Consider the following 23,077-nt stretch of genomic DNA (forward strand, 5'->3'; position numbering starts at 1 on the left):
CCTTGGCTGCCGCGATCACGTCGGCGTGGTTGAAGACGCGGCCGGACACGCCCGGCTGCTGCAGGACAATCCCGTTGATGACGCCGTCGGGCAGCCCCATCGACAGGTCGGCGACCTCCACCTCGAAACCGAGAGCCTCGGCGCGGCCCTTCACGATCGCGATGGTCTGCGGCAGACAGTCGGCATCCAGGACCGTCTTGCCGTCCCGGGCCTCCTTGTCCTTGTTGGCCCGGCGCATCATCAGCACGGCCTCGGCCACCGCGGTGGCTTCATCCAGCAGCGACGCGTTCGCGATCGGCAGGCCCACCAGGTCCTGGACCATGGTCTGGAAGTTCAGCAAAGCCTCAAGCCGGCCCTGGGAAATCTCCGGCTGATAGGGGGTGTACGCGGTGTACCAGGCCGGGGCCTCGAGGATGTTCCGGCGGATGACCGCGGGCGTCACGGTGTCGTAGTAGCCCTGGCCGATCATCTGCACAGCCGTCTTGTTCTTCGCCGCGAGCTTCCGCAGCTCGGCAAGAACCTCAACCTCGCTGAGGGCGTNTAAGGCGGAGGGCCACATCCTGGCGGATGCCGTTGGGGACGGCAGTATCCACCAGCGCGTCCACAGTGCCGTAGCCGACGGCCTTGAGCATGGCGTCGATATCGGCCTGGCGGCGCGCACCAATATGCCGGTCAACGAAAGTGGCCGAGGCCGAATTAACACTCACAAGGAACTCCATTACTAAGGCGGCGCAGGGTACGCCACATCGACTCGAGTTCCTCCCCGCTCTGTCTGGGACCTGAGAGTTTCCGCGCAGCCAGCTTCCGCTAGGTTGCGCTTGCACCGTCGGTGGGCACAGCGGTCCTGACATTCCGGAGTGATCCGGGACGCTTCAGGCGGACGGCCTGCCACTTTCCAGAGTTGCCTGGCCGCGGCGGTACGTGGGCCTGAGAGATTCCTGGGGAGGATTTGCTCCTACGGCGCCTGTTGTACCTACTAACAGAACTCTCCCGCCGCAGATCAAAGGCATATTCAGATTTAATACTCGATATTGTGGCGGCCGCAGATGGTCGCCACGCGGTCCAATTCTCCTACGCCCCGGGCCACCGGGCAAATGAGGTCGTCGGGGTTCAGTCCCGCAGCCGCTCCACGGCAGCGAGGAGCTCCTCAATGTCTCCATGCCTGCCCCGGCCGTCCCCGGTGGTGCCGCTTTCCCACATGGCGTTGAAATACAGCCCGTCCCCCATATACAGCACGGCTTTCGCCATGGCCGTGCCGACGTCGGCCGCGATCAGGTCCAGCCACTGCTGCTGGATGGCGGCAAAGCGGCGCCGGGCCTCTTCATGGGCCACTTCGGCCAGGCGCGTGGCGGCCACGAAGGAGCGGTCCATCGGCGAATCGGACCAAAGCGAGGAACGGATGAAGTAGGCCGCCGCACCTTCGGCTGCTGCGGCCATCAGCGCGAGGTCCTCGACGGCCAGGCGGTCCAGGCGTTCCAGCACCGCAGCGATCAGGGCTTCCTTGTTGGGGAAGTGGTAGAGCAATCCACCCTTGGACACGCCCGCCCGCCTGGCCACCGCATCCAAAGTGGCAGCCCGCTCCCCCACGTCGATCAGGAGTTCTTCAAAAGCGTCGAGGACTGCGTCGCGTGCGACGGGATTTCTGGCCATGGCTTCAATCATGCATGCTCCGGGCCCCGTTTCTTAACTGTACCGTCTGGACGGTATAGTTAACGATATGACGTTGTCCGCACAGTCCAACCAGAACACCCGAAGCACATCCACCACGGCAGCCGGTCTCCGGCCGTCGGGGCCCGCCAAGGCGCCCTGGCGCGACTGGCTCGCACTGGCCCTGCTGATGTTTCCGGTGCTCCTGGTTGCGGTGGACAACACTGCGTTGACGTTCGCGCTTCCAGCCATCGCGAGCAGCCTGGAGACAACCGGAGTCCAGCTGCTGTGGATTGTGGACGCCTATCCCCTGGTGCTTGCCGGACTGCTGGTCGCCATGGGCAGCCTGGGTGACCGGATCGGGCGCCGCCGCCTGCTGCTGACCGGCAGCGTTGGCTTCGCCGCGGTATCGGCAGCAACAGCCTTTGCCCCCAGCGCGGAGTGGCTGATAGCGGGACGTGCGATGCTGGGATTCTTCGGGGCCATGCTGATGCCCTCAACCCTGTCCCTGATCCGCAATATTTTTCCGGACCCAAACCGGCGTCGCCTGGCCGTGGCCATCTGGGCCGCCGGCTTCTCCGGCGGCGCCGCCCTGGGCCCCATCTTCGGCGGGTGGCTGGTGGAGCAGTTCTGGTGGGGCGCCATCCTGCTGGTCGCCGTGCCCATCATGCTGCCCCTGCTGGCGTTCGGCCCTGCGTTCATCCCGGAATCAAAAGATCCGCGCCCCGGGCGGGTCGACGTGCCCAGCATCGTCCTGTCCCTGCTCGTAATGGTGCCTGTTGTGTATGGCATCAAGGAGCTGGCGACCGATGGTTTCGGGGCCGCTCCTGTGGGTCTTGTTGCCTTTGGCCTGGCCATGGGCGTCGTTTTTGTCCGCCGCCAGCAGCGGCTGGCCAGCCCCCTGCTGGACATGTCCCTGTTCGGCAACCGGGTCTTCAGCACTGCCATCACGGCAAACGTGCTGGCCCTGTTCTCCTTCAACGGCTTCATCCTGTTCCTCGCCCAGCACCTGCAGCTCCTGGAGGGGATGACGCCGTCGGCCGCCGGAATTGCCATGATCCCGGCCCTGGTGGCCACAGTGTTGGCTGGGCTGGCAGTGGTGCCGCTGGTCCGGAAGGTGCGTCCGGGCTTTGTGGTGGCGGGTGGCCTGGCCCTGAGCGCCACCGGCTACGGAATCGTGGTCTTCGGTGACCACAGCTCCGGCCCGGCCCTCCTGCTGGCCGCGCTGCTGATCCTCGCCCTGGGCGTGGGCACAGCGGAAACCATTTCCAATGACCTCATCCTGGGCTCCGTTCCAGCGGAGAAGTCAGGAGCGGCGGCCGCCATCTCCGAAACGGGCTATGAGGTGGGGTCCCTGCTGGGGACGGCGGTGCTGGGCTCGATCCTGACCGCTTCCTACCAGCGCAATCTCCGGCTTCCGGCCGGGGTGGAGCAAACGGCGTCGGGCAGTGCAGTACACCAGGCGGGTGAAACTCTGGCGGGCGCCGTGGAGCTGGCCGCCGGCCTGCCTGCTCCGCTGGCCGAAGCGCTCCGCGGCGCAGCACGCCTGGCGTTTGATTCGGGGGTCCACACCACTGCGGCAATCGCGCTGGTACTGATGGCGGGCGCGGCAGTCCTTGCCGCCGTCGTACTCCGGAAAGTTCCGACGGCGGACTAGGCGCACATCTCCGGCAAGCCGGCGAGCGCACAAAAAGCGCCCGGCGCAGGAAGTCATTCCGGCGCCGGGCGCTTGTGGCCTCACTAGGGGCCGACTCTTACTTGGCGTCAGGGGCGGTGACGCTGGCGGAGGCCTTCATGGTCTCGGCGTTCACCATCCACGCGTACTGCTCCAGCTTGGCGATGAATTCGTGGAGCAGGTCCGCGGTGGTGGGATCCTCTTCGTCCACTTCGTCATGGACCTTGCGCATGGTGCCCACGGCAGCCTCAAGCGCGGCAACGATCCGCTCGATGGCGTCCTTCGTGTTGATGAGGCCTTCGGGGAACTGCGCGAGGCTGGTGGACTTGGCCACGGTGGCACTGCGGCCGTCCGGCAGGGCATGCAGGGCGCGCATCCGCTCGGCCACATCGTCCGCGAACTGCCGGGCGGCATCCACGATTTCGTCCAGCTGCAGGTGAAGGTCCCGGAAGTTGGTCCCCACAATGTTCCAGTGGGCCTGCTTGCCCTGGATGTGCAGCTCAATCAGGTCCGCAAGTACGGCCTGCAGGTTATTGGTCAGGGTCGGTGAAGCTTTCATGAATCCTCCTCGATTGGTCCAGTAGTCCCGACGCTATCAGCCACGGGATCGATCGCGGCAGGCCGGAAGCAAATTTCTCAGTGAGCTTACTAATCTCACGGAGCGAGATTAAAGAATGGGATTCATTTAAACCATTGCGCGAAAGCCGTCCACCCTCCATACTAAATGAACGTCATTCATTTAGTGACGGTCGTCTCACTGGAAGCAAGCATATGATTGAAATTTCCTGCCTCGACTCACCCACGTCCCTGGCCCGGACAACGCCGTCCGTCCGCCCTGCCCTTCGGGTGGGCGTTGTGCAGCACCGCTGGCATGCAGACACCGCCGTCCTGCAGGCCGAACTCGATGAAGGAATCGGCCGCGCCGCCAGGCTCGGTGCCACGGTGGTATTCCTGCCCGAACTCACGCTTTCCCGCTACCCTGCAGACAACTGCCCCGAAAATGACACCACGCGCCCTGCAGCGGTACGGCCCCGGCCATCGGACATCGCTGAGGACCTGCTCACCGGACCCACCTTCCGGTTTGCTGCCGAGTCGGCCCGCCGCCACTGCGTGGCTGTCCATGCCTCGCTGTACCAGCAGGCACCGAACCCGGACGGCAGCGACGACGGCCTGGGGCTGAACACTGCCATCTTGGTGTCGTCCAAGGGCGAACTGCTCGCCCGCACGCACAAGCTCCACATCCCGGTCACCGCCGGCTACTACGAAGACAAGTTCTTCCGCCAGGGGCCGGCGGCCGCGGATGCCTACGAGGTCCACGCGCCGGCAGAACTGGGCGGCGCCCGGCTGGGCATGCCCACGTGCTGGGACGAATGGTTCCCGGAGGTGGCCCGGCTCTACTCCCTCGGTGGCGCAGAGATCCTGGTCTACCCCACCGCCATCGGTTCCGAACCGGACCACCCGGATTTCGACACCCAGCCGCTGTGGCAGCAGGTCATCGTGGGCAACGGCATCGCCAACGGCCTGTTTATGATTGCCCCCAACCGCTGGGGCAGTGAAGGAACGCTGAACTTCTACGGCTCCTCCTTCATCTCCGACCCCTACGGCCGCGTCCTCGTGCAGGCTCCGCGTGACGCCTCCGCAGTGCTGGTGGCAGACCTCGACCTGGACCAGCGGCGGGACTGGCTGACGCTCTTCCCCTTCCTGTCCACGCGCCGCCCCGATACCTACGGCCGGCTTACGGAACCCGTACGCCATGACCAGCCGCTCGGCGGCGAAGAGGCGGGGATTTCGGCAGGCTCAATCACCGGGTACGCCGGCTCAATCACCAGTCACGCAGGCTCAATCAACCGTCAGCAGGTGACCGCATGAGCACGTGGCGCATGCCCGCCGAAACCGCTCCGCAGGAGCGGCTGTGGATGGCCTTTCCCACTGGCGGTTACACGCTGGGCGACACAGAGGAAGATGCCCACGTTGCCCGGTCCACCTGGGCAGCTGTGGCCAACGCCGCCGTCGAATTTGAGCCGGTTACCGTGGTGGTGGACCCGGACGACGTCGGCATCGCCGCCCGCTATCTGCATCCCGACGTCGAGGTACTTGCCGCCCCGCTCAACGATGCGTGGATGCGGGACATCGGCCCCACGTTTGTGCTCGGCCAGGATGGGAGCCTCGGCGCCGTCGACTGGGTCTTCAACGGCTGGGGTGCCCAGGACTGGGCGCGCTGGGACAAGGACGCGCTGATCGCCGCCGAAGTCTCAGGCCGCGCTGGCGCCACGCACATTGTCTCCGCGCTGGTCAACGAAGGCGGCGGCATCCAGGTGGACGGCCAGGGAACCGTGCTGGTGACAGAAACCGTGCAGCTGGATCCGGGCCGCAACCCGGGACTCAGCCGCGAGGACGTGGAAGCCGTGCTCGCCCGGACCATCGGCGCAACCCAGGTGGTCTGGCTCCCGCGCGGACTGGCCCGGGACTCGGAACGGTTCGGCACGCGCGGTCATGTGGACATCGTGGCCGCCATTCCCTCCCCCGGCACACTGCTGGTGCATTCCCAGCAGGACCCCCGCCACCCGGACTTCCAGGTGAGCCGCGACATCATCGAGCACGTCCGCACCACAAGGGACGCGGCCGGCCGGGAGTGGACCATCATCGAAGTCCCCGCCCCGGAAGTGCTCTGGGATGACGAGGGTTTTGTGGACTACAGCTACATCAACCACGTCGTGGTCAACGGCGGCGTCATCGCCTGTACGTTCGGGGACCCCAACGATGACAAGGCGCTGCAGATCCTGGCGGAAGCCTACCCCGGCCGGCGTGTGGTCGGCATTGACGCCCGTGAGCTCTTCGCCCGCGGCGGCGGCATCCACTGCATCACCCAACAGCAGCCTGCTGCTGCCTCGTAGAAAGCGCTGGACAATGACCCAAACCACCCGCACGAGCACCCCCGCAGGCCAGCCTTCCGGGACCGACCCGGCCGGCTCGGCGCACGGCATCACGGCAAAAGGACTGAAGGGCGGGCAGCTGGGCCTCCTCGCCGTCGTCGTTCTTGGCATTTCCACCATCGCGCCGGCCTACACGCTGACCAGCGCCCTTGGCCCCACGGTTAATGAGGCGGGGCTCCAGTTGCCCGTTATTTTCCTGATCGGGTTCATCCCCATGATCCTGGTGTCATTCGCCTACCGGGAACTCAACGCCGATTCCCCGGACAGCGGCACCACGTTCACCTGGGTCACCAAAGCGTTTGGCCCGTGGGTGGGGTGGATGGGAGGCTGGGGGCTGCTCGCCGCCAACATCATCGTCCTGTCCAACCTGGCGGGCGTGGCCGTCGACTTCTTCTATCTCTTCCTGTCGCAGCTGACGGGTGCGCCTGAACTCGCGGACCTCGCGGCCAATAAGCCGTTGAACGTCCTGACGTGCTTCGTGTTCGTGGCCCTCGCCGTGTGGGTGAGCTACCGCGGCCTGCACACCACCAAGCTGGTCCAGTACGGACTCGTCGGATTCCAGCTGCTGGTCCTGGGGCTTTTCGTGGGCATGGCGTTCGCGAACTGGTCCACGTCGGAAACGGCCATCCCGTTCAGCTGGGAGTGGTTCGACGTCACCAGGATCGAGACGTTCGGTCAGATCGCTGCCGGCATCTCGCTATCGATCTTCGTCTACTGGGGTTGGGACGTGTGCCTGACGGTGAATGAGGAAACCGCCAACGGCAAAAAGACTGCTGGGCTGGCGGGCACCCTCACCGCCGTCGTTGTTCTGGGGATCTACCTGCTGGTGACCATTTCCACCATGATGTTCGCCGGCGTCGGCGATACCGGGATTGGCCTGAACAACGCTGAGAACCACGAGAACCTCTTCACGGCGCTGGCCTCGCCGATCATGGGGCCGTTCGCCATCCTGATGTCGCTCGCGGTGCTGTCCAGTTCCGCTGCGTCCCTGCAGTCCACGTTCACGTCTCCGTCGCGCAGCCTGCTGGCCATGGCCCACTACGGTGCGCTGCCTGCGCCGTTCAGCCACATCAGCAAGCGTTTCTCGACGCCGGGCTTCGCAACAGTGGCGGCGGGCATCCTGTCCGCTGGGTTCTACGCGGTGATGCATGTGATCAGCGAAAACGTCCTGAACGACACCATCCTGGCCCTCGGCCTCATGATCTGCTTCTACTACGGCCTGACCGCCATCGCCTGCGCCTGGTACTTCCGGAACAGCGTGTTCAGCAGCGTCCGCAACTTCATGCTGCGGCTGCTCTGCCCGGTAGCGGGCGGAGTCGGATTGTTTGTGGTTTTCCTGCAGACGGCCATGGACAGCTGGGCGCCGGAGTTCGGCAGCGGTTCGGAGATCTTCGGGGTTGGGCTGGTGTTTGTCCTGGGCATCGGGATCCTGGCGCTCGGGGCTGTGCTGATGGTGATCACGGCACGCCTCCGCCCGGGGTTCTTCCGCGGCGAAACCATCCGCCGGGACACTCCTGCGCTGGTGGTTCCAGAGTAGTTGCCCCACCCACAGCACACAGCACGGCGCCCTGCCCGGAAAGTCTCCGGGCAGGGCGCCGTTTTGGTTTCCTGATCTTGTCTCAACTGCGGTTCAGCAGCGAACCGCGGGTCACCAGAAGTGCGCTACATCCACCACCATGCGCGATCCGGATCCGGGGCCGTCCAGGGTGAAGACCCGGAACGGGAGCCGGGCACGGACACCCAGTCCGATGCTGGTGTAGCCCTCAAAGCTGCCCGCGTAGGCCACCTGCCGGAAGGTCTGGTATCCCGACACGTTCGACAGTTCGGCCTCGTTCGCCGGCCTGTATGTCGCGTTGTAGTTGCTGTCGTGGGACGGTGCATTCACAGTGACCTGGAGGAATGCACCACCCCGCATCTGGATTTCAAAACCTGAACCGTCCTGGACCACGGTCGGAACGTACTGGACCGTGTAGCCGGCAACAGGGCCGTTGAGATCAACCACCATCCGGTCGAAGCAATAGTGCTGCCCCGTCCTGACGTTGGTGACGGATGCGGTGCTCATGGCCGGGTCTGATTCAGCCAGCGATCCCCATACGAGCCCGCAATACGATGTGGTTGCCGAGGCGGGCCCCGGAGCCAGGAAACCCAATCCGACAGCCATCAAAATGACTGTCAGCCACGTATGAATCTTTTTCATTGTGAGCCACCCTTCGAGTGATTAGGTAGCTCAAGCGTAGGAGTCTCCAAGGCCACTCAAAAGGGTTGTTGCCGCTTCGGCGCGGAACCGTTAATCAGCCTTGGTTCCGGTCACGCAAGCGTAATTCTGAAGCACTTTACGGGGCCATCGAAACGCTATTAACACCGTTTCTGCACCCTGCCGTTATGCATAATAACGACGCCGGCGCGCCTCACCGGAGTGCCGCCGTCGGCCGTTCAGCCTTCGCACTCGATGCAGTACTTCAGGCCGTTCTTTTCGCGTGCAACCTGGGACCGGTGCCGGACCAGGAAGCAGGATGAGCAGGTGAACTCATCGGACTGTTCGGGAACCACAATGACGGTCAGTTCTTCGCCGGAGAGATCGGCTCCGGGAAGGTCAATGCCTTCGGCGGTGTCGGTTTCGTCGACGTCGATGACAGCGGTCTGGGCACTGCCGCTGCGGGATGCCTGCAGGGCCTCCAGCGACTCGGCAGAAGCCTCGTCGTCAGTCTTGCGCGGAGCGTCGTAATCGGTAGCCATGGCATGTTCACTTTCGTCGCTGCACGGCACCATTTCAGGCACCTCAGTGAAGCAGTTTAGGTCATTATGCCGCTACTTGGGCAACAGTGTGGCCAACCAGACAGATTTCGTTGCTTCGCCCTCTGCAGACGGGGTAATTGATGGAATCTTGAGGGCATCCGGGGGCGAAATCTGAGAAGTCGCCGCCAGGATGGATTGGCAGGCCGCTGGGGCCTTCAAAACCCACCCGAGGAGGCCGCCGTGGATACCGCACTGCCCCTCCCGCCGGCCGACGCGACGCGCTCGCCTGCCGTTCATCCCACCCGGCGGGCAGCCCGCGTCGCATCCGCTGCGGGCGAGGCTACCCCAGCAGCACTTGGCCTACGCGTAGTCGTGCTGGTGCCCGCTTACAACGAGGCCGGCTCGATCGGGGCAACGCTCGATGGCCTGATGCTCCAGTCCCGTCCCGCGGACCTCATCGTGGTCATCCCCAACGGCTGCACCGATTCAACGGCCTGGGAAGCGCGGAAATACCCGGTGTCCGTGATGGAGCTTCCACGATTGCAACACCGCAAATCCGAAGCCCTGAACCGGGCCTGGGCGAAGTACGCAGTCGACGCCGACGTGGTTATCTGCCTCGACGCGGATACCGTCCTGCCCCCGAACGCCGTCGAAGCCTGGTCCCGGGAGTTCAGCGCGGAAACGGGCGCGCTCCTCGGTGGCTCGTCGTCGAAATTTACGATGCAGGACCCCGGATTTCTGAGCCGGCTGCAGAAGGCTGAGTTCGCCACGTGGACCGATACAGCCCTGAGGCGTGGCCGGACCAGCGTTCTGGCAGGAACCGGCTGCGCCATAAATAACGCCGTCCTCCGACAGATCGCGGCCCGGGGCGACCGGGAAGGGCCGTGGGTCTACACCTCGGAGGTCGAGGACTTCGAGCTGACCTATCGCATCCGCGAACTGGGCTTTGTCTGCCAGGTATCCCCGGATGTCCGCGCCTACACCGACTCGATGAAGACAGTCAAAGCACTGTGGGGCCAGCGGATGAAATGGCAGGTCGGCACCGTGGAAGACTTGCTGGACCTTGGAATCAACCGGCTGACCCTGCGCGACTGGGGCCAGCAGGCCATGGGTCTGCTGGGCGTGTTCCTGAAACTCCTGTGGATCGCCGTCATTGCCCTCTCACTCTCGTTGGGAGTGTTTCGCGTCGTCCTGTTCTGGTGGCTGGTGCCAATCTTGTTCGTGGCGCTGGACATCAAGCGGGCTCTTCGGATTCCGCACCGCGACTGGAAGGACGTCCTGATGGCAGCCACGTTCTTCCCGCAGGAATTGTTCATGTGGCTGCGGTCCGGGTGGTTTCTGGCCTCCTGGTGCGCTGTCCTGACCGCAAAGATCACCCGGCGGCGGATAGACCGCTGGGAAGCGCAATACACAGCAGAGGAAATCAACTAACAAATGTACGGAATGAACACCGCCCTACCCGCTTCCGGAGCCGCTCTCGGCGCAACCGGGCTGGCGTACACCGGCCTGGACGTCATGGCTGCCCTGCTGACCGCGTTCGGCGTGATGCTCATTGGTGCGGCCCTGCTGGGGCTGGTCCGCCGGGACAACAAGGCGCGGCCCTGATTACCGAGTCAGGGAGTCCGGCGCGCCTGCAATGCGGACTTGAACGCTGAGGCGGACGAGGCACTGCTGTTGATGCGCCAGTCGGTTTCTTTCTGGAGGTGGAACCAGACGAAGCCCATAACATCAGGCTGGGCCGCCAGATACGACACGAGCTCAGTGTTCCAGGCAGCCTTGTTGCCCCCTGCTTCGCTGGAAGCCGTCTCGCTGATCAGGATGGGAACCCCGGGTGCCAGAGTACGCACCTGGGCTATCCCCGGAGCGAAGAGATCCTGCGGCGATATCCAGCCGCTCCAGGAGGCTGAAGTGCCCCAGTTGTACCCGTCGAGGGCTACAACATCCACGTACCCGGCGCCGGGAAAGAGGCCGGCGAGATCGGTGGAACCGTAGTAGGGAACATTCGGGCTCCAAACCCAGGACACGTTGCTGGCTCCGCTGGCAGCAACAATGTCGTGAACATGGCGCCAGGCCTCTACATAGTCGCCGGGCTGGTTGCCGTTGACGCCTTCGGCCCACGGGTACCAGTTGCCGTTCATCTCGTGGGCGAATCTGAGCTGGACCGGCTGGCCCCAGGCCGCAAGTGCCTGGCCCCACTGCGTGATGTGGGCGTCAAAGTCGCCGGCGGCAATTCGGTCCAGGGAGTAGGCGGGCTGTTCCATTCCGCCGCCCCAGGCCCAAGGTTCCCAGGTGATCAGCGGGACGGCGCCGCGTGCCCGGACGGAGTTCATCTCGGCGATGGGGGGCGCCTGGAGGAAGTCCTTGTAAAAGAGAATGGTGGACGGGCTTTCGCCGGCCAGTTGCGCCACTTCATCCAGTTCGCCGCTGGCCAGCGGGCCGCCGGCCGTGGCCACCCCGAACCGAAGCGCGGCCGTGCTGACCGGAGGGAGCGTCGGGACCGGTGCTGTCACTGTGAACACGGACGAGGCCTGGATGGAAGAGGTCTTGGCCGTGATGGTCAATGATCCCGTGGCTGTGGAAGGGATGGTGATCGAGGTGCTGAAGGCACCCGAGGCCGCCGTTTTGAAGGGAAAAGTCGTGGCACCGGCGATCACCGTCCCCGTGGTGGAGGCCTTGAACCCCGTTCCGCTGACTGTGACGGCGGATCCTGCCAGTCCAGTGGCCGGGCTGAGGGAGATCCGGCCTGTGGCAGGCGCTGCCTGGGCGGCCTGGGCCGGCATCAGCCCCAAAGCCAAACCGAGTCCAACGACTACCGCGATGGATTTCAAAGTTCTGAGCATGGCGATCGGTCCCCCGCAATCGGCAAGGCGGTTTGGAAATCCGCCGGTCAGGTGGTGCCTAGCGGCACTTTCTTGATCCTAAGGGCTCGGCGCCAACCAGAGCGCGTTTTTAAGAATATTTTTGAAGAACTCATTGCACTCTGCTGGATCCTGCCGGCCGTCCCTTCTGGTGACCGAAGGTTCGACTGGCGCTGCACGAGGCAGCCCAGTCGAACCTTCGGTGCCGGCCATGTCAGCCCGGGATGTTCAGCTCAGTGTGGTGCTCTTCCGCGGCATCCAGCGCTTCCTCCGTGGCTTAGACGATATGAAGTGAGGGGCGTTCAGTCCCTGCCCGTCCGGATCGGGCCCATTGTCGCCGGGCGGCCGCGCAGCGCCGGCCTGATATGACGCGTGTCCCTCGTGTCGGGGCGGCGCTGCGGGGCCTGTGGCCCGGCGGAATCGGCCTTTGTCCGGACGGGCAGGGGAAGAGGCGAGGACGGTGACGTGAAGGCCGGGGCCTTCTGTGTCACAGGGTCCGTGGGTTGCCATGGACGGTGCTCTTGGATTGTTGGCCCGTGGAGCGTTGCAATGGTAGTGCCACATGTGAGTTTTGGGAGGTCCCGGCTATGTTTGAGCATACTTTCATCGGGCTCGATGTTCACGCGATTTCTGTTGTTGCTTGCGCGCTGAGCCCGGATACCGGCGAGCTGGTGCAGGCGAAATTGGACTCCGACCCGGCGGTGGTGCTGGAGTGGATCCGCCGCCGCGAACCCCCGGTGAAGGCGGTGTATGAATCCGGCCCCACCGGATACGTCCTGGCCCGGTACCTGCGCGAGGCCGGCATCGACTGCGTGGTCGCGGCGTCCTCGAAGCTACTCCGCGCCCCGGGCGACAAGGTCAAAACGGACAAGCGCGACGCCCGCATGCTCGCCGAGATGCTCGCCCTTGGCCAGATCACGCAGGTGCGGGTCCCGACACGGGATCAGGAAGACCTGCGGGACCTGTCCCGGCTGCGGGCCACGTCGGAGAAGGACCTCGCCCATGCCCGCCAGCACGTGAACGCGATCCTGCTCCGGCACGGCATCAGGTATCCGGAGGAAAGCAAGTGGACGAAGGAACATGTGCTGTGGCTGCACCGGCAGCGTTTTGACTCCCCGGTGTTGCAGTTCACCTACGAAGCCGATGTGGAGCAGGCCGAACTGCTCGCAGCGCACCTGAAACGCATTGACCAGCGCGTCGCAGCAGCCGCCAGAGACTGCCAGTACGCCCCCGTGATCGAGGCACTGATGTGCCTGCGCGGCATCCAGACCACGACCGGCTTCGGACTCGCCGTGGAAATCGGGGACTGGACCCGCTTCACCGGGTCCTCCATCGGTTCCTACCCAGGGCTGGTGCCCAGCGAGCAATCCTCGGGCCAATCCCGCCACCAGGGCCCGATCACGAAAGCCGGCAGCAAATACGCCCGCAAACTCCTCATCGAGGCAGCCTGGCAGCACAAACGCCCCTACTCCCGACCCGGGGAACGGCTGCTGCGCCAGCTGGACCTTGTCGCCCCGGCCACCCGGATCCGCGCGCTGGAAGGCAATCTCCGGCTCCACCACAAATGGGAAGTATTCGAAGCCCGCAAGAAAAGGTCCGTCACGGCCAACACCGCGATCGCCAGGGAACTCGCCGGATGGTGCTGGTCTCTGGCCGCGCCCCTGCAGCAGGGAGAACGCATGAACGCGGCGTAAAGGAACGTGCCGTCCGGGCACATGGCGGACGTGACGTGGCAGCACTTTGGGACCAACTCGAGACGCCTCTATGAGCAAACGGGCCCAACCGTTGACGCTCGATTTTAGACAGCGATACGTCCCAGCCGAACAATCGTCATGCGGTATCCCAACCCGCGAATATCAGTCTGACACTGCCAGTCGAATACACGACTCGCCAGCACGACCGCCACACCCGGACGGCACCCCAACCAGCGGGCCCCCACCAAAGAAGTTGGGAGCCGCTCATCACTGCCCCTTGACAACCCTTCCCACATATCAGTGGCCGGTACCGCACGCACGTCGCCCGATCGAAGCCGTTACTGACCGGGAGCCCGGTAGGCGGGTGTCTTGCCCACGGCTGCGTCAATATCCTCCGGTGTCATGAGCGGGGTGAGATGAAGGTCCACGGCGCCGGTGGAATTGATCATCAGGGAAAGGGCAACAGCACTCGGCTGATCGGGAACGTCGAAGACCCCCAGGACATCCGTCTCGCCGAACGCGTAGTAGATGCATTCCAGTGATCCCCCAACCGACTCCAAGGCCTTTACAACCGCGTCCCGGCGTTTGGACCCACCCTCCTGCATCAGGCCTTTGATGCCCTGGCCCACATAATTTGCTTGGAAAAAATACTTAGTCATGGCCGATTCCTGTTCTGCTGTGCCCAGAACACGGACCTATCCGCACGCCCAGAACAGGGGATGAGTGAAGGGTTCTGGAGTTCTCCCCGGCTGGGGTTGTGGGCCGAGTCTAGGCCCTCCCCCGGGAACTGGCAACGGTCGGTTGTACCCACCTTCCAGCCATCATTCGGCAATGGCAACGAAGCCGCTCGCGGGCTTGTATTCGAGGGGCCGTTCCAGCGCCCTTGGTGGCCCACGGAGGCCGCGGGCCAGCAAGGGCGGGCGCCTAAACCGCTGCGGCTTCCAGCGCTTCGGCGCCTCTGATGGTCGCTCCTTTGGAGCCCGAGATCGAGGATCTGTGGGCCGCCTGCGCCCTGTTGTTTGGGGGCCGCCTCGGCGACGCCCTGTGACATCGCTGCCAGTGCGGCGGCGAGGCCCCCGACGCCCCCGGCCTGCAGCAGCTGACGACGGTTGATTGCGAACTTGGACATGGAAAATCGCCTCATCGAGTAACCCGCAGGGGTTGATCCAGGTTTGGGCAGGTGCGTGCATGCCAGGCGGCGTCTCGCGAACCGTTGTCGGGACCGAGGTGGGTGCTGACCGGCTCCTTGCGCAGGGGGCCGGAATGGCGCGGTACCGTCGTGCGGAGCAGACGTGGGCTAGGGGTGAGAACCGGACTGGACTGACGGATCAGTTGCTTTGGACGTCTTGAATCAGAACAATGTCTCCGACGAAGTCCTCAGTGAACAGACTGCACAAAACTGAACATCACGGAGGCAATCCGAGGATGAATGGAACCTGAACCCCTCAATCCTGGACGAAGAAAGAGCCACAGCCCGCCGACAGTACTCCCGTTAGGTCCGTCGGCAACATCGATGGTTATGGGTCGGTTCCGGATCGACTCCACTGCCGAGACAAGCCGCTCCATGTCCCGGGCAATCGCATCGCGGATCGGCAAAAGGGCCACGATGGCGAACCCGAGAAGCACTGAATCTGGTGAGTTTCTGGTGCGTCGGAGTTGAAATGGGCCCCACCGGCCGGACCTGCGGGAGTAAAACCGCAGGTCAGAGCAACAATCGGAGCCTCCTGTCGGATTCGAACCGACGACCCCCGCTTTAGGTCCGGACGTCTACAATCAGGCGAGGAAGGCGCGGTTTTGCCCGGAATCTAGAGGTTCTATGATCTACGATGACTGATGAATACTTGTCCTTTGTCGTTGATTGGGGTGAGTAAAAGGTGAGCCGGTTGCAATTGCTGGCGGCTGTAGCGGCGTCCCCTGTCCCTTGCGAAAAGTCCTCCTCTCAATCAGAGATTGTGACCCTCTTGTCCTTCATTGACAGATGTTCGCGCCAAGCGCATGACCGAAGGCAGACTCTTTCAGGAGCCAGACCGCCCCTGTCCCATGCCGCCCGTTCCTCGGTCAGAGAGTCCAGAAAATTCGCAACGACGTCCCCGAACAAGGCGACTCGCCTTTACCTGACGAAAGATCCGTTATCAGCGTTCTAAAATCGTCGGGGGAGACGCCCGAAAAGGGGCTGTTTCTTCCAATCAGCCGTGGTGTTTTCCCCCGGCTCCGTAACTCAGAACAGGCTGGCCCGTCCGGTTCACGGCAAGTGTCATTTCTGGCTTCGGTATCCATGCCGGAGGAAGGTTTTATGGAGCGAGTAGCCACTAACCGCCCATCAAAGGCGCAGTGAATAGGTGACCCACCTCCCCGCAGGCTACTGCACACATGTGCTGTAATTACCTTTAGAATGGGTTTATGGCACAGCATGGACGAAGTCAGGCCCGCATGACCCGGAGAGGATCGACCGACCCTCGGGCGATCACATCGCAGCGCCGTCTGGTTGAGGCGCTGACGAAGGTCATCAAGGCGGAAGGCTTCGGCGCCGCGTCCGTGACCCGCATCGCGCGCGAGGCGGGACTCAGCCGGAGCGGGTTCTACGAGCAGTTCGCCAGCGTCGACGAGCTCGCATTGTTCATCCTCGACGACCTGATCACCGAGATTGGTGCCCTCGACCTTGAGGCCCGGACCGTGCACGGCGTCGAGGGACAAGCTGTCTCCGAGTTCGCTCTCGAGCTCATTCTCCAGTCGGTCTTCGAGCACCGGGAGCTTTACGAGCATCTGCTGCTCTCCGAGGGCACCGGCGGCACAGTAGGGAGAGCCATCCAGGGGTTCGCCCGGGGCGCCCGTCCGATCATGGCGATCGCCCGACCGCAGTGGCCGGACGCGAGAATTGACCTCATGGCGAGCTCGATCGGCGGGCTGATCGTCAGTGGAGTGATGCACGCCTTCAGCACGGGCCAGCCCTCCACCGCCCACGATCTTGCACGCGAACTCGTCAGCTTCATGCCGCCGTGGCTCTTCTACGCGGACGGCCGGGACGCCCTTACAGGGCGCTCCCCGGGTGAAACCGTAGACAGCGAGCAGCCAACCTCTTCTTCGCTTCGGGCCAGCCATCCCGGTGACGCGAGTCCCCGCAAGGTCCATGGCGGGCCGGACCAACTAATCCAGACGCGCGTTTCGGCAGCTGCCGGACCCGTGAACCTCGACCTCTGAGGAGTACCAGTACATGACGATCATTACCAACCAGCCTGGCCTTTTCGGGGACGGTGCCGTGCCGGACGATGCCCCCACGAAGAAGGCATCCGGTGCGGCGAAGATCCGGCCCGGCGCCCTCGCCACCTCCGGCGGACCCACGCTCAGACCGCCGTCCGCGGCGCACCTCTCCGACGAGCAGGTGGCCGAGCTGGGCCGGGAACTCGACGCCATCCGCGACGGCATCCTCGCCAAGCGCGGCGCATCCGATGCCGCGTACATCCGGCGCATGATCAAGATCCAGCGCGGCCTGGAGATCGCAGGCCGGGCGGTGCTGCTTGTCAGCAAGAACAAAACGGCGTGGGTCGCCGGCACCACCATGCTGAGCCTGGCCAAGATCCTGGAAAACATGGAGTTGGGCCACAACATCCTGCACGGGCAATGGGACTGGATGCGGGACCCGGACATCCACTCCACCACCTGGGAGTGGGACTTCGTTACCCCGTCCCGTGCCTGGCAGAACACCCACAATGACTCGCACCACCGCTGGACCAACGTGGTGGGCAAGGACAACGACGTCGGATTCAACCTCCTCCGCATGGATGAGAACCAGCCGTGGACGCCCTACAACCTGGGCAACCCGCTCTACAACGCTCTCCTGGCTCCTGTCTTCGAGTGGGGCATCGCGATCTATGACCTCGAGCTGACCGAGTATAAGGAAGGCAGGAAGTCCAAGGAGGCCCTCGTCAAGGACCTCAAAGCCCTGGCCCGGAAGGCGCTCACGCAGTTCACAAAGGATTACGCCGCGACCCCGGCAGTGGCCATGCTCACCGGTTCCGGCAAGCAGGCCCTCTACGGCACGCTGACGGCCAACGCGGTCCGCAACCTCTGGGCCCACGCGGTGATCTTCTGCGGCCACTTCCCCGAAGGTACGGACACCTTCACCGAGGAAATGGTGGAAGGGGAAACCCGCGGCGACTGGTACGTCCGCCAGATGATCGGCTCCGCCAACATCTCCGGGTCCAGGTTCATGCACCTGATGACCGGCAACCTCTCGCACCAGATCGAGCACCACCTCTTCCCGGACCTGCCCTCCAACCGGTACGCAGAGATCGCGCCAAAGGTCCGCGAAATCTGCCAGCGCTACGGCCTGATCTACACCACCGGTCCCATCTGGAAGCAGGTCGGCTCCACCTGGGCGAAGGTCTGCAAACTCGCACTGCCGCCTCGGAAAGCCTGACTAAGCGAGTCTGCGGTGGGGCTCAACTCAAGCCTGTCTGGACCATACCGGCTGCGGCTTTCCTCGCCGAAGACAAGTGGCCCGGGTCTGCAACCAGCCCGTACTCAGTGAGGCAGACCAGTCAGAAACGGTCTCAAAATGGCACAGCAAACCGGGCACCAGACGCTGCAAACTAACCGGCATCACCGCCGAACAGTCACAGCGGGGCGCTGAGTCCGTGGGCGATGGCGAGTTGACCGTTGACTGGCGCTTTCCTATTCGGCCGTAAGGCTGAAGCACACCCAAAACTGAGGCCAGCGACTACATGCAACAAATCACACAGGGTCATCCACCGCCACTGCTGCCAGGAAGCTACCTCCACCGGCTCCCAATTTCCGGCCGTGGATAACCCGAATTGACCGCAGCCGTGGACCGCTAAGGGCTACCCTCTAGTTTCGGCAGCATGCTTTGGAAGCAAGGGCATGACCGAGTCTGGGCAGGTTGACGGAAGGTCGATTATCGGCGTTCCACAATTAGCGGGGGGAGTGGCTTCAGGGAGCGTCACACTATGACTGTGAGCCGGCGCCAGCCACAGGTTGTTAATGATGGAATCTGTGTCTATTTCGCTGATCGGAGTAAGTGACGGGCATAGCGGTTGAAGCAGGGTTCATTCAATATGCTCGGTTACTAGCGCTTGCGAAGGGACTTTCACAAGGGCGGCTAGTGGCCCTGTTGGACGATCTCCAGCACGTGGACGTTCGTTTAGGCAGGGTCACGAGCGCCGATCTTTCCCGATGCTGGCTCGGTTCTTAGTGGGCGTATCCTGCTGCTGCCTCCGTCAAGGTCTTGCCCTTCGTCTCCGGAGCGAGCCACTGGGATAGCGCGGCACCGGCGAGGGCGACTCCGGCCGCGATCAGCATAGTGGGACCGGCACCGAGGGTCTCCATCGACATCGGGAGGAGGAAGATGCCGATGCCGGCTCCGACACGGCTGACAGCGGCCGCGAAACCTGTTCCGATGCCTCTGATCTCTGTCGGGAGAACCTCGCCTGGGTAGACGTTGGTCAGCGTGTTGTATCCCGCGTTGAAGAACGAGAAGACCAGGAAGAGGATGAGGACGACGGGCGCGGGCGCGCCAGCCCACAGGCCGATGACCGCGAGGACGGCGGCGCTCAGCCACTGGGTCGGGACGGTCAGTAGGCGTCGGCCTACCTTCTCGATCAGCAAGAACGTGACGACGACTCCGGCCAGCGCGACAGCGGAGAGCCCGACTCCCCCGGCGAGCCCGCCGGCGAGGCCGTACTCATTTAGCACGCTGTCAGCGAAGGTGGCGATCGCGAAGTATGGTGTCACGGCGCAAAACCAGAACCCAGAGATGAAGAGCGTGGAGCGCCAGTACTTTTTGGAGAACAGCATCCCGAAGCTGCCCTTGCGAACCTCCTCGTGATGGAGGTCGTCGAGCGCGTCCTCGGGCATGTACTTGTTGGCGAGGGTTCGGGCCTCGTCTTTGCGGCCCACACTCCACAGCCACCGCGGTGACTCCGGCATGCCGAGCCGGGCGAGGAATATGGCCACCGCGAGGAAGGTGCTCGTACCCAGGATGAAGTGCCAGCTCAGGTCGGTGTACTCATTGAGCAGATGGCCGATCAGGAACGCGATCATGAAGCCGGCGTACCAAGCGATTCCCATTGCGGCCATTAGCCGCCCACGCAGATGGGTGGGTGAGAACTCAGCCATCAGGGGCCAACCGACCGCGTACTCTGTGCCGATCGCGATGCCCATCAACAGCCGCACCACAATCAGCCATGCCGGCGAGTCGACGAAAAACTGCATTCCCGACGCGATAGCGAACAGGCCGATGTCGAACATGAAAATTGGCTTGCGCCCCCACTTATCGGCGGCCCAGCCACCCAGAGGTGCGCCCATCAAGATTCCGACCAGAGCAGCGGCGGCGATCAGACCCTGCCAGAAAGCTGTGAGCTGCAGGTCCTCGGCCATGGTCCCCGAGACAGGTCCGATGATGCCAAGGACGTAGCCGTCCAGGACCATGCCGCCGATCAGAACGGTGACCATTCTAATCAGGAAGCGCCGCTTGCTGGCCGCTGAGGCACCCCCCTGGCTGGCATTGGTATTTTTTATCGCTGACACTGCGTGCTCCTGATGTGTGGGGTGCATGACATGAATTCCACCTTGTTCACTGCAATGGGGAGTTGGCGCTTGCACATGATGTGACCTTCGGGTCAGTAGGGTGGGAAATTGCGGTTCAGCTGAACGGCCGGCTTACGCCGGTGCGCTCAATTCGGTATGCGTCTCGTGGTTATTTGTGCCGGCCGTGATTTCGTAGTGAAAGCCCGTGCGCTCTTCTGTTGACCAGGCTTCGTAGGAATCATCTTTCTCGAAAAGCCTTCGGTTCTGTGCCGGGGACTGGATCCAAAGGATCTTCCCGTCGTCGGTGACAGCATCGACTATTCCGGTACAGACGTGGGCTCCTTGCTGCCGTACTTCTACACAGGCACCTGGTAGTTGCGTCCAGTCGGCGATATGCCTCAAGTGCATAACTCTTGGTCCTTTCATGAGTGCTCTTGCAGCCGGAAGGTCTTGCGGGTGCAAGACCACTGGTACCCATCGATACGGCTGTTGTCAGCCGTGGTTGTACATGACGTGCTTGGTGCGGGAGAAGTCCTCCAGCGCGTAGGTGGAAAGGTCCCGGCCGTAGCCGGAGCCCTTGAAGCCGCCCCATGGCATTTCGTTGGCGATGACAAGGTGGGAGTTGACCCAGACCGTGCCGAAATCAAGCCGGCGGGGTACCGAGAGGGAGCGGGCAGCGTTTGTGGTCCACACCGAGGCGGCAAGCCCATAGACGGTTTCGTTGGCCCGTGTAATGGCCTCTTCCTCTGTGCTGAAGGTTTCCACCGACACGACCGGACCGAAGATCTCTGTGCTTGTGACTGCGGCGCCTGCAGGGACGTTGGTCACGACAGTGGGTTCAATGAAGTAGCCCGGACCTTCGATGGCGTTGCCGCCGACAGCGATCGTGAGGCCCTCCTTGCGGATGTCCTCGAGTGCGGCCAGGACCCTCTTGTAGTGTGCGCCTGAGATCATGGAACCGATTTCGGCGTCCCCTTCGGCGCCGGGTGCGCCGATGGTAATCTCGCGTACCTCCCGTACCAGCAGTTCGGTGAACTTGTCGGCAACGGATTCATGGACCAGAACACGGGTCGCGGCACCGCATTCCTGACCGCCGTTCCAGAACCCGCCCGCGCGGACACCCTTGGCGGCGGCTTCCAGGTCGGCGTCGTCGAAGACGACGACGGGGGCTTTGCCACCGAGTTCCAGGTGGACTCGCTTGACCGTGGAGGCGGCGCTGGCAGCCACCTTTTGGCCGCTGCCCACGCTTCCGGTGATGGCGACGAGGTCGACATCCGGGTGCTCTGAAATGCGGTTCCCCACCACCCGCCCGGGCCCGGTGACGATGTTCAGGACACCGGGAGGAACCTCGGAGGCGATGAGTTCGGCCAGCTTGAGAGTGGCCAACGGTGTCTGCTCGGAGGGCTTGAGGACCATGGTGTTGCCGGCGGCCAGGATCGGGGCGATCTTCCATGCGGCCATCAGCAGAGGATAGTTCCAAGGGGTGATCACGCCGACAACACCCACGGGCTCGCGGAGGATCACCGAGGTGTGGTTCTCTGCGAAGTCGCCCGCTCCGGGTGTGGTGAACGCTCGTGCTGCGCCTGCTGAAAACCTGAACGTGTCGATCGCACTTGAAATGTCGTCCTCGGCAACGGCTGCCGGTTTACCGGTGTTGGCAGCTTCGAGGGTCTCGAGGACTTCGCGATTGGCTTCGATTATGTCTGCGATGCGAAGAAGGACTGCGGCGCGGTCCTTCGGCGTTTTCGCTGCCCAGCCCGCTTTGGCTGTGACGGCAGCAGCGACGGCGGCGTCGACGTCCTCGACCGTGCCGGCGGGGACCTGGGTCAAGACTTCGCCAGTGGCCGGGTTCTCCACATCGACGGTTGAAGCCGAACTGGATGGGATGAACGCCCCGCCAATGAACTGGCCGAAGGGAGGAAGGGAAGGAGCTGGCGCATTCCCTGCCCGGCGGACGGTGAACGATGCTGTTTCTGTCGTGGTCATAATCATTTCCTTCAGTGCTGTCATTTGGCGATGGCTGTGTGCCCCGAGGGCTACTTGACGGCAGCGGCTAACGCCGCGAAGTGATGTCGCTCGCCGCTTATCCGACCCTCTGGGGAAGAGCGGCCAGGGCTTGTTGCACCCGTGCCAGGTCCTCGGCGTTGAGGTCGGCCGTGGGGCGTCGGGGTGAGCCGGCGGGAAGGCCCTGCAGTGTGAGCCCGGCTTTGACGGAGGGGATGAACGGGACGGAGAGGAGTGCGTCGATGACCGGGTACACGTCATTCCACAGGTCGCGGGCACCGGTGAGGTCGCCTTCGGCAATGCGGCGGCTGACGGCAACGATCTCGTCCGGCACGACGTTGGCGGTGCCGGCCATAACCCCTGCTGCGCCTTCGGCAAGGGCGCTGTACAGGTAGGCGTCCCACCCGATGAAGGTGCCGATGACGTCGCTGTGGTGATGGATCAGCTGCAGCGCCTGTTCCCAGTTCGCGCTGGAGTCCTTGATGTAGCGGATGTTCTCCACTTCCTCAGCCAAGGAACGGACCGTTGCGGGGTCAAGGTTGACACCGGTGACGGACGGGATGTTGTAAAGCATGATCGGGAGTTCAACGGCCCCGGCAACGTCCTTGATATACGTAACAGTCTCCTCCAGGGAGAGCGGCTCGTAGTAGGGGGTGATGAGCATCAGCACATCCGCGCCCAATTCCTCGGCTGCCTTTGACAGGCGGATGGCTTCGGCTGTGGAAGTGGCGCCGGTGTTGGCGATGACCGGTACCCGGCCGTTGGTGTGCTCGATGACTGTCTTGATGAGGAGCAGGCGCTCCTCGGAGGACAAGGCACCCACTTCGCCGGTGGAGCCGGCTGCGACGACGCCGTCGACGCCGGCGTCGATGGAGCGGTCAACGACGCGCTTCAGGGTGTCGACGTCGATGGTTTCGTCCTGGTTGAAAGGGGTGGACAGTGCGGTGAGAACGCCGCGGAGATCTTTAGACAATGGATGTTCCTTTT

19 protein-coding genes, 1 pseudogene and 2 riboswitches are annotated in these 23,077 nt (G+C 63.6%); of the genes and pseudogenes, 9 read left to right on the forward strand and 11 right to left on the reverse strand.

Going from position 1 to position 23,077, the window contains the following annotated elements:
* Both NG701_RS00395 and NG701_RS00400 read right to left on the reverse strand, forming a co-directional pair.
* Positions 1–719: pseudogene (locus NG701_RS00395) on the reverse strand (glycine dehydrogenase (aminomethyl-transferring)); the annotation flags it as partial.
* 39 nt (positions 720–758) lie between these two features.
* A riboswitch (glycine riboswitch) is annotated at positions 759–904 on the reverse strand.
* Position 905: 1 nt separating this feature from the next.
* Positions 906–1,003: riboswitch (glycine riboswitch) on the reverse strand.
* Positions 1,004–1,110: 107 nt separating this feature from the next.
* Positions 1,111–1,650, reverse strand: coding sequence for a TetR/AcrR family transcriptional regulator (locus NG701_RS00400; RefSeq protein ID WP_252563217.1), 540 nt, complete (start codon positions 1,648–1,650; stop codon positions 1,111–1,113).
* 67 nt (positions 1,651–1,717) lie between these two features.
* On the opposite strand from NG701_RS00400, the gene NG701_RS00405 reads away from it, so the two are divergent.
* Complete coding sequence (locus tag NG701_RS00405) at positions 1,718–3,304, forward strand: MFS transporter (RefSeq protein ID WP_252563220.1); 1,587 nt, start codon at positions 1,718–1,720, stop codon at positions 3,302–3,304.
* A gap of 97 nt (positions 3,305–3,401) precedes the next feature.
* Here the strand turns inward: NG701_RS00405 and NG701_RS00410 are convergent, their stop codons facing one another.
* Positions 3,402–3,881, reverse strand: coding sequence for a Dps family protein (locus tag NG701_RS00410; protein WP_252563222.1), 480 nt, complete (start codon positions 3,879–3,881; stop codon positions 3,402–3,404).
* A gap of 212 nt (positions 3,882–4,093) precedes the next feature.
* On the opposite strand from NG701_RS00410, the gene NG701_RS00415 reads away from it, so the two are divergent.
* Genes NG701_RS00415 through NG701_RS00425 form a run of 3 tightly spaced genes read left to right on the forward strand, consistent with a single transcriptional unit; the run spans position 4,094 to position 7,792 of the window.
* The gene (locus tag NG701_RS00415) at positions 4,094–5,191 is read left to right on the forward strand and encodes a nitrilase-related carbon-nitrogen hydrolase (protein WP_252563224.1); all 1,098 of its coding nucleotides are present in this window, start codon (positions 4,094–4,096) and stop codon (positions 5,189–5,191) included.
* Complete coding sequence (locus NG701_RS00420; RefSeq protein ID WP_252563226.1) at positions 5,188–6,216, forward strand: agmatine deiminase family protein; 1,029 nt, start codon at positions 5,188–5,190, stop codon at positions 6,214–6,216. Before NG701_RS00415 ends, NG701_RS00420 begins: the two co-directional genes overlap by 4 nt.
* A 13-nt stretch (positions 6,217–6,229) precedes the next feature.
* Positions 6,230–7,792, forward strand: coding sequence for an APC family permease (locus NG701_RS00425; protein ID WP_252563228.1), 1,563 nt, complete (start codon positions 6,230–6,232; stop codon positions 7,790–7,792).
* A gap of 111 nt (positions 7,793–7,903) precedes the next feature.
* On the opposite strand, the gene NG701_RS00430 is transcribed toward NG701_RS00425, so the two are convergent.
* Positions 7,904–8,452: an AMIN-like domain-containing (lipo)protein gene (locus NG701_RS00430; RefSeq protein WP_252563231.1), complete on the reverse strand. Its 549-nt coding sequence runs from the start codon at positions 8,450–8,452 to the stop codon at positions 7,904–7,906.
* 236 nt (positions 8,453–8,688) lie between these two features.
* Positions 8,689–8,991 carry a DUF4193 domain-containing protein gene (locus NG701_RS00435; RefSeq protein WP_056347301.1) on the reverse strand — a complete coding sequence of 101 codons (303 nt, stop codon included), beginning with the start codon at positions 8,989–8,991 and terminating at the stop codon, positions 8,689–8,691.
* Positions 8,992–9,231: 240 nt separating this feature from the next.
* On the opposite strand from NG701_RS00435, the gene NG701_RS00440 reads away from it, so the two are divergent.
* Both NG701_RS00440 and NG701_RS00445 read left to right on the forward strand, forming a co-directional pair.
* Positions 9,232–10,422, forward strand: a complete 1,191-nt coding sequence (locus NG701_RS00440) for a glycosyltransferase family 2 protein (RefSeq protein WP_252563234.1) — start codon at positions 9,232–9,234, stop codon at positions 10,420–10,422.
* Between the two features lie 12 nt (positions 10,423–10,434).
* Positions 10,435–10,596 carry a hypothetical protein gene (locus NG701_RS00445; protein WP_252563237.1) on the forward strand — a complete coding sequence of 54 codons (162 nt, stop codon included), beginning with the start codon at positions 10,435–10,437 and terminating at the stop codon, positions 10,594–10,596.
* Between the two features lie 8 nt (positions 10,597–10,604).
* On the opposite strand, the gene NG701_RS00450 is transcribed toward NG701_RS00445, so the two are convergent.
* Positions 10,605–11,831, reverse strand: coding sequence for a glycosyl hydrolase (locus tag NG701_RS00450; RefSeq protein WP_252563240.1), 1,227 nt, complete (start codon positions 11,829–11,831; stop codon positions 10,605–10,607).
* Between the two features lie 605 nt (positions 11,832–12,436).
* Between NG701_RS00450 and NG701_RS00455 the strand changes: the two genes are divergently transcribed.
* Positions 12,437–13,543 carry an IS110 family RNA-guided transposase gene (locus NG701_RS00455; RefSeq protein ID WP_252563243.1) on the forward strand — a complete coding sequence of 369 codons (1,107 nt, stop codon included), beginning with the start codon at positions 12,437–12,439 and terminating at the stop codon, positions 13,541–13,543.
* 338 nt (positions 13,544–13,881) lie between these two features.
* Here the strand turns inward: NG701_RS00455 and NG701_RS00460 are convergent, their stop codons facing one another.
* Positions 13,882–14,202, reverse strand: a complete 321-nt coding sequence (locus NG701_RS00460; protein WP_252563246.1) for a GYD domain-containing protein — start codon at positions 14,200–14,202, stop codon at positions 13,882–13,884.
* Positions 14,199–14,687: a twin-arginine translocation signal domain-containing protein gene (locus tag NG701_RS20890; protein WP_308291919.1), complete on the reverse strand. Its 489-nt coding sequence runs from the start codon at positions 14,685–14,687 to the stop codon at positions 14,199–14,201. The genes NG701_RS00460 and NG701_RS20890 overlap by 4 nt, the downstream gene beginning before the upstream one ends.
* Before the next feature lie 1,256 nt (positions 14,688–15,943).
* Here NG701_RS20890 and NG701_RS00465 point away from each other — a divergent pair.
* Both NG701_RS00465 and NG701_RS00470 read left to right on the forward strand, forming a co-directional pair.
* A complete protein-coding gene (locus NG701_RS00465) occupies positions 15,944–16,741 on the forward strand; it encodes a TetR/AcrR family transcriptional regulator (protein ID WP_252563248.1) in 798 nt (265 codons plus the stop codon).
* A gap of 13 nt (positions 16,742–16,754) precedes the next feature.
* Complete coding sequence (locus tag NG701_RS00470; protein ID WP_252563251.1) at positions 16,755–17,960, forward strand: fatty acid desaturase family protein; 1,206 nt, start codon at positions 16,755–16,757, stop codon at positions 17,958–17,960.
* A gap of 788 nt (positions 17,961–18,748) precedes the next feature.
* On the opposite strand, the gene NG701_RS00475 is transcribed toward NG701_RS00470, so the two are convergent.
* The 3 genes from NG701_RS00475 to dapA all read right to left on the reverse strand — a co-directional run bounded on the left by NG701_RS00475 (position 18,749) and on the right by dapA (position 23,063).
* Entirely contained in the window at positions 18,749–20,086 is a 1,338-nt protein-coding gene (locus tag NG701_RS00475; RefSeq protein ID WP_252563254.1) for an MFS transporter, read from the reverse strand.
* A gap of 492 nt (positions 20,087–20,578) precedes the next feature.
* Positions 20,579–22,072 carry an aldehyde dehydrogenase family protein gene (locus NG701_RS00480; protein WP_252563269.1) on the reverse strand — a complete coding sequence of 498 codons (1,494 nt, stop codon included), beginning with the start codon at positions 22,070–22,072 and terminating at the stop codon, positions 20,579–20,581.
* Positions 22,073–22,169: 97 nt separating this feature from the next.
* Complete coding sequence (gene dapA / locus NG701_RS00485; RefSeq protein WP_252563272.1) at positions 22,170–23,063, reverse strand: 4-hydroxy-tetrahydrodipicolinate synthase; 894 nt, start codon at positions 23,061–23,063, stop codon at positions 22,170–22,172.
* Positions 23,064–23,077 lie beyond the last annotated feature (14 nt).

The organism is Pseudarthrobacter cellobiosi (genome assembly GCF_023913815.1).
GTDB classification, from domain to species: domain Bacteria; phylum Actinomycetota; class Actinomycetes; order Actinomycetales; family Micrococcaceae; genus Arthrobacter; species Arthrobacter cellobiosi.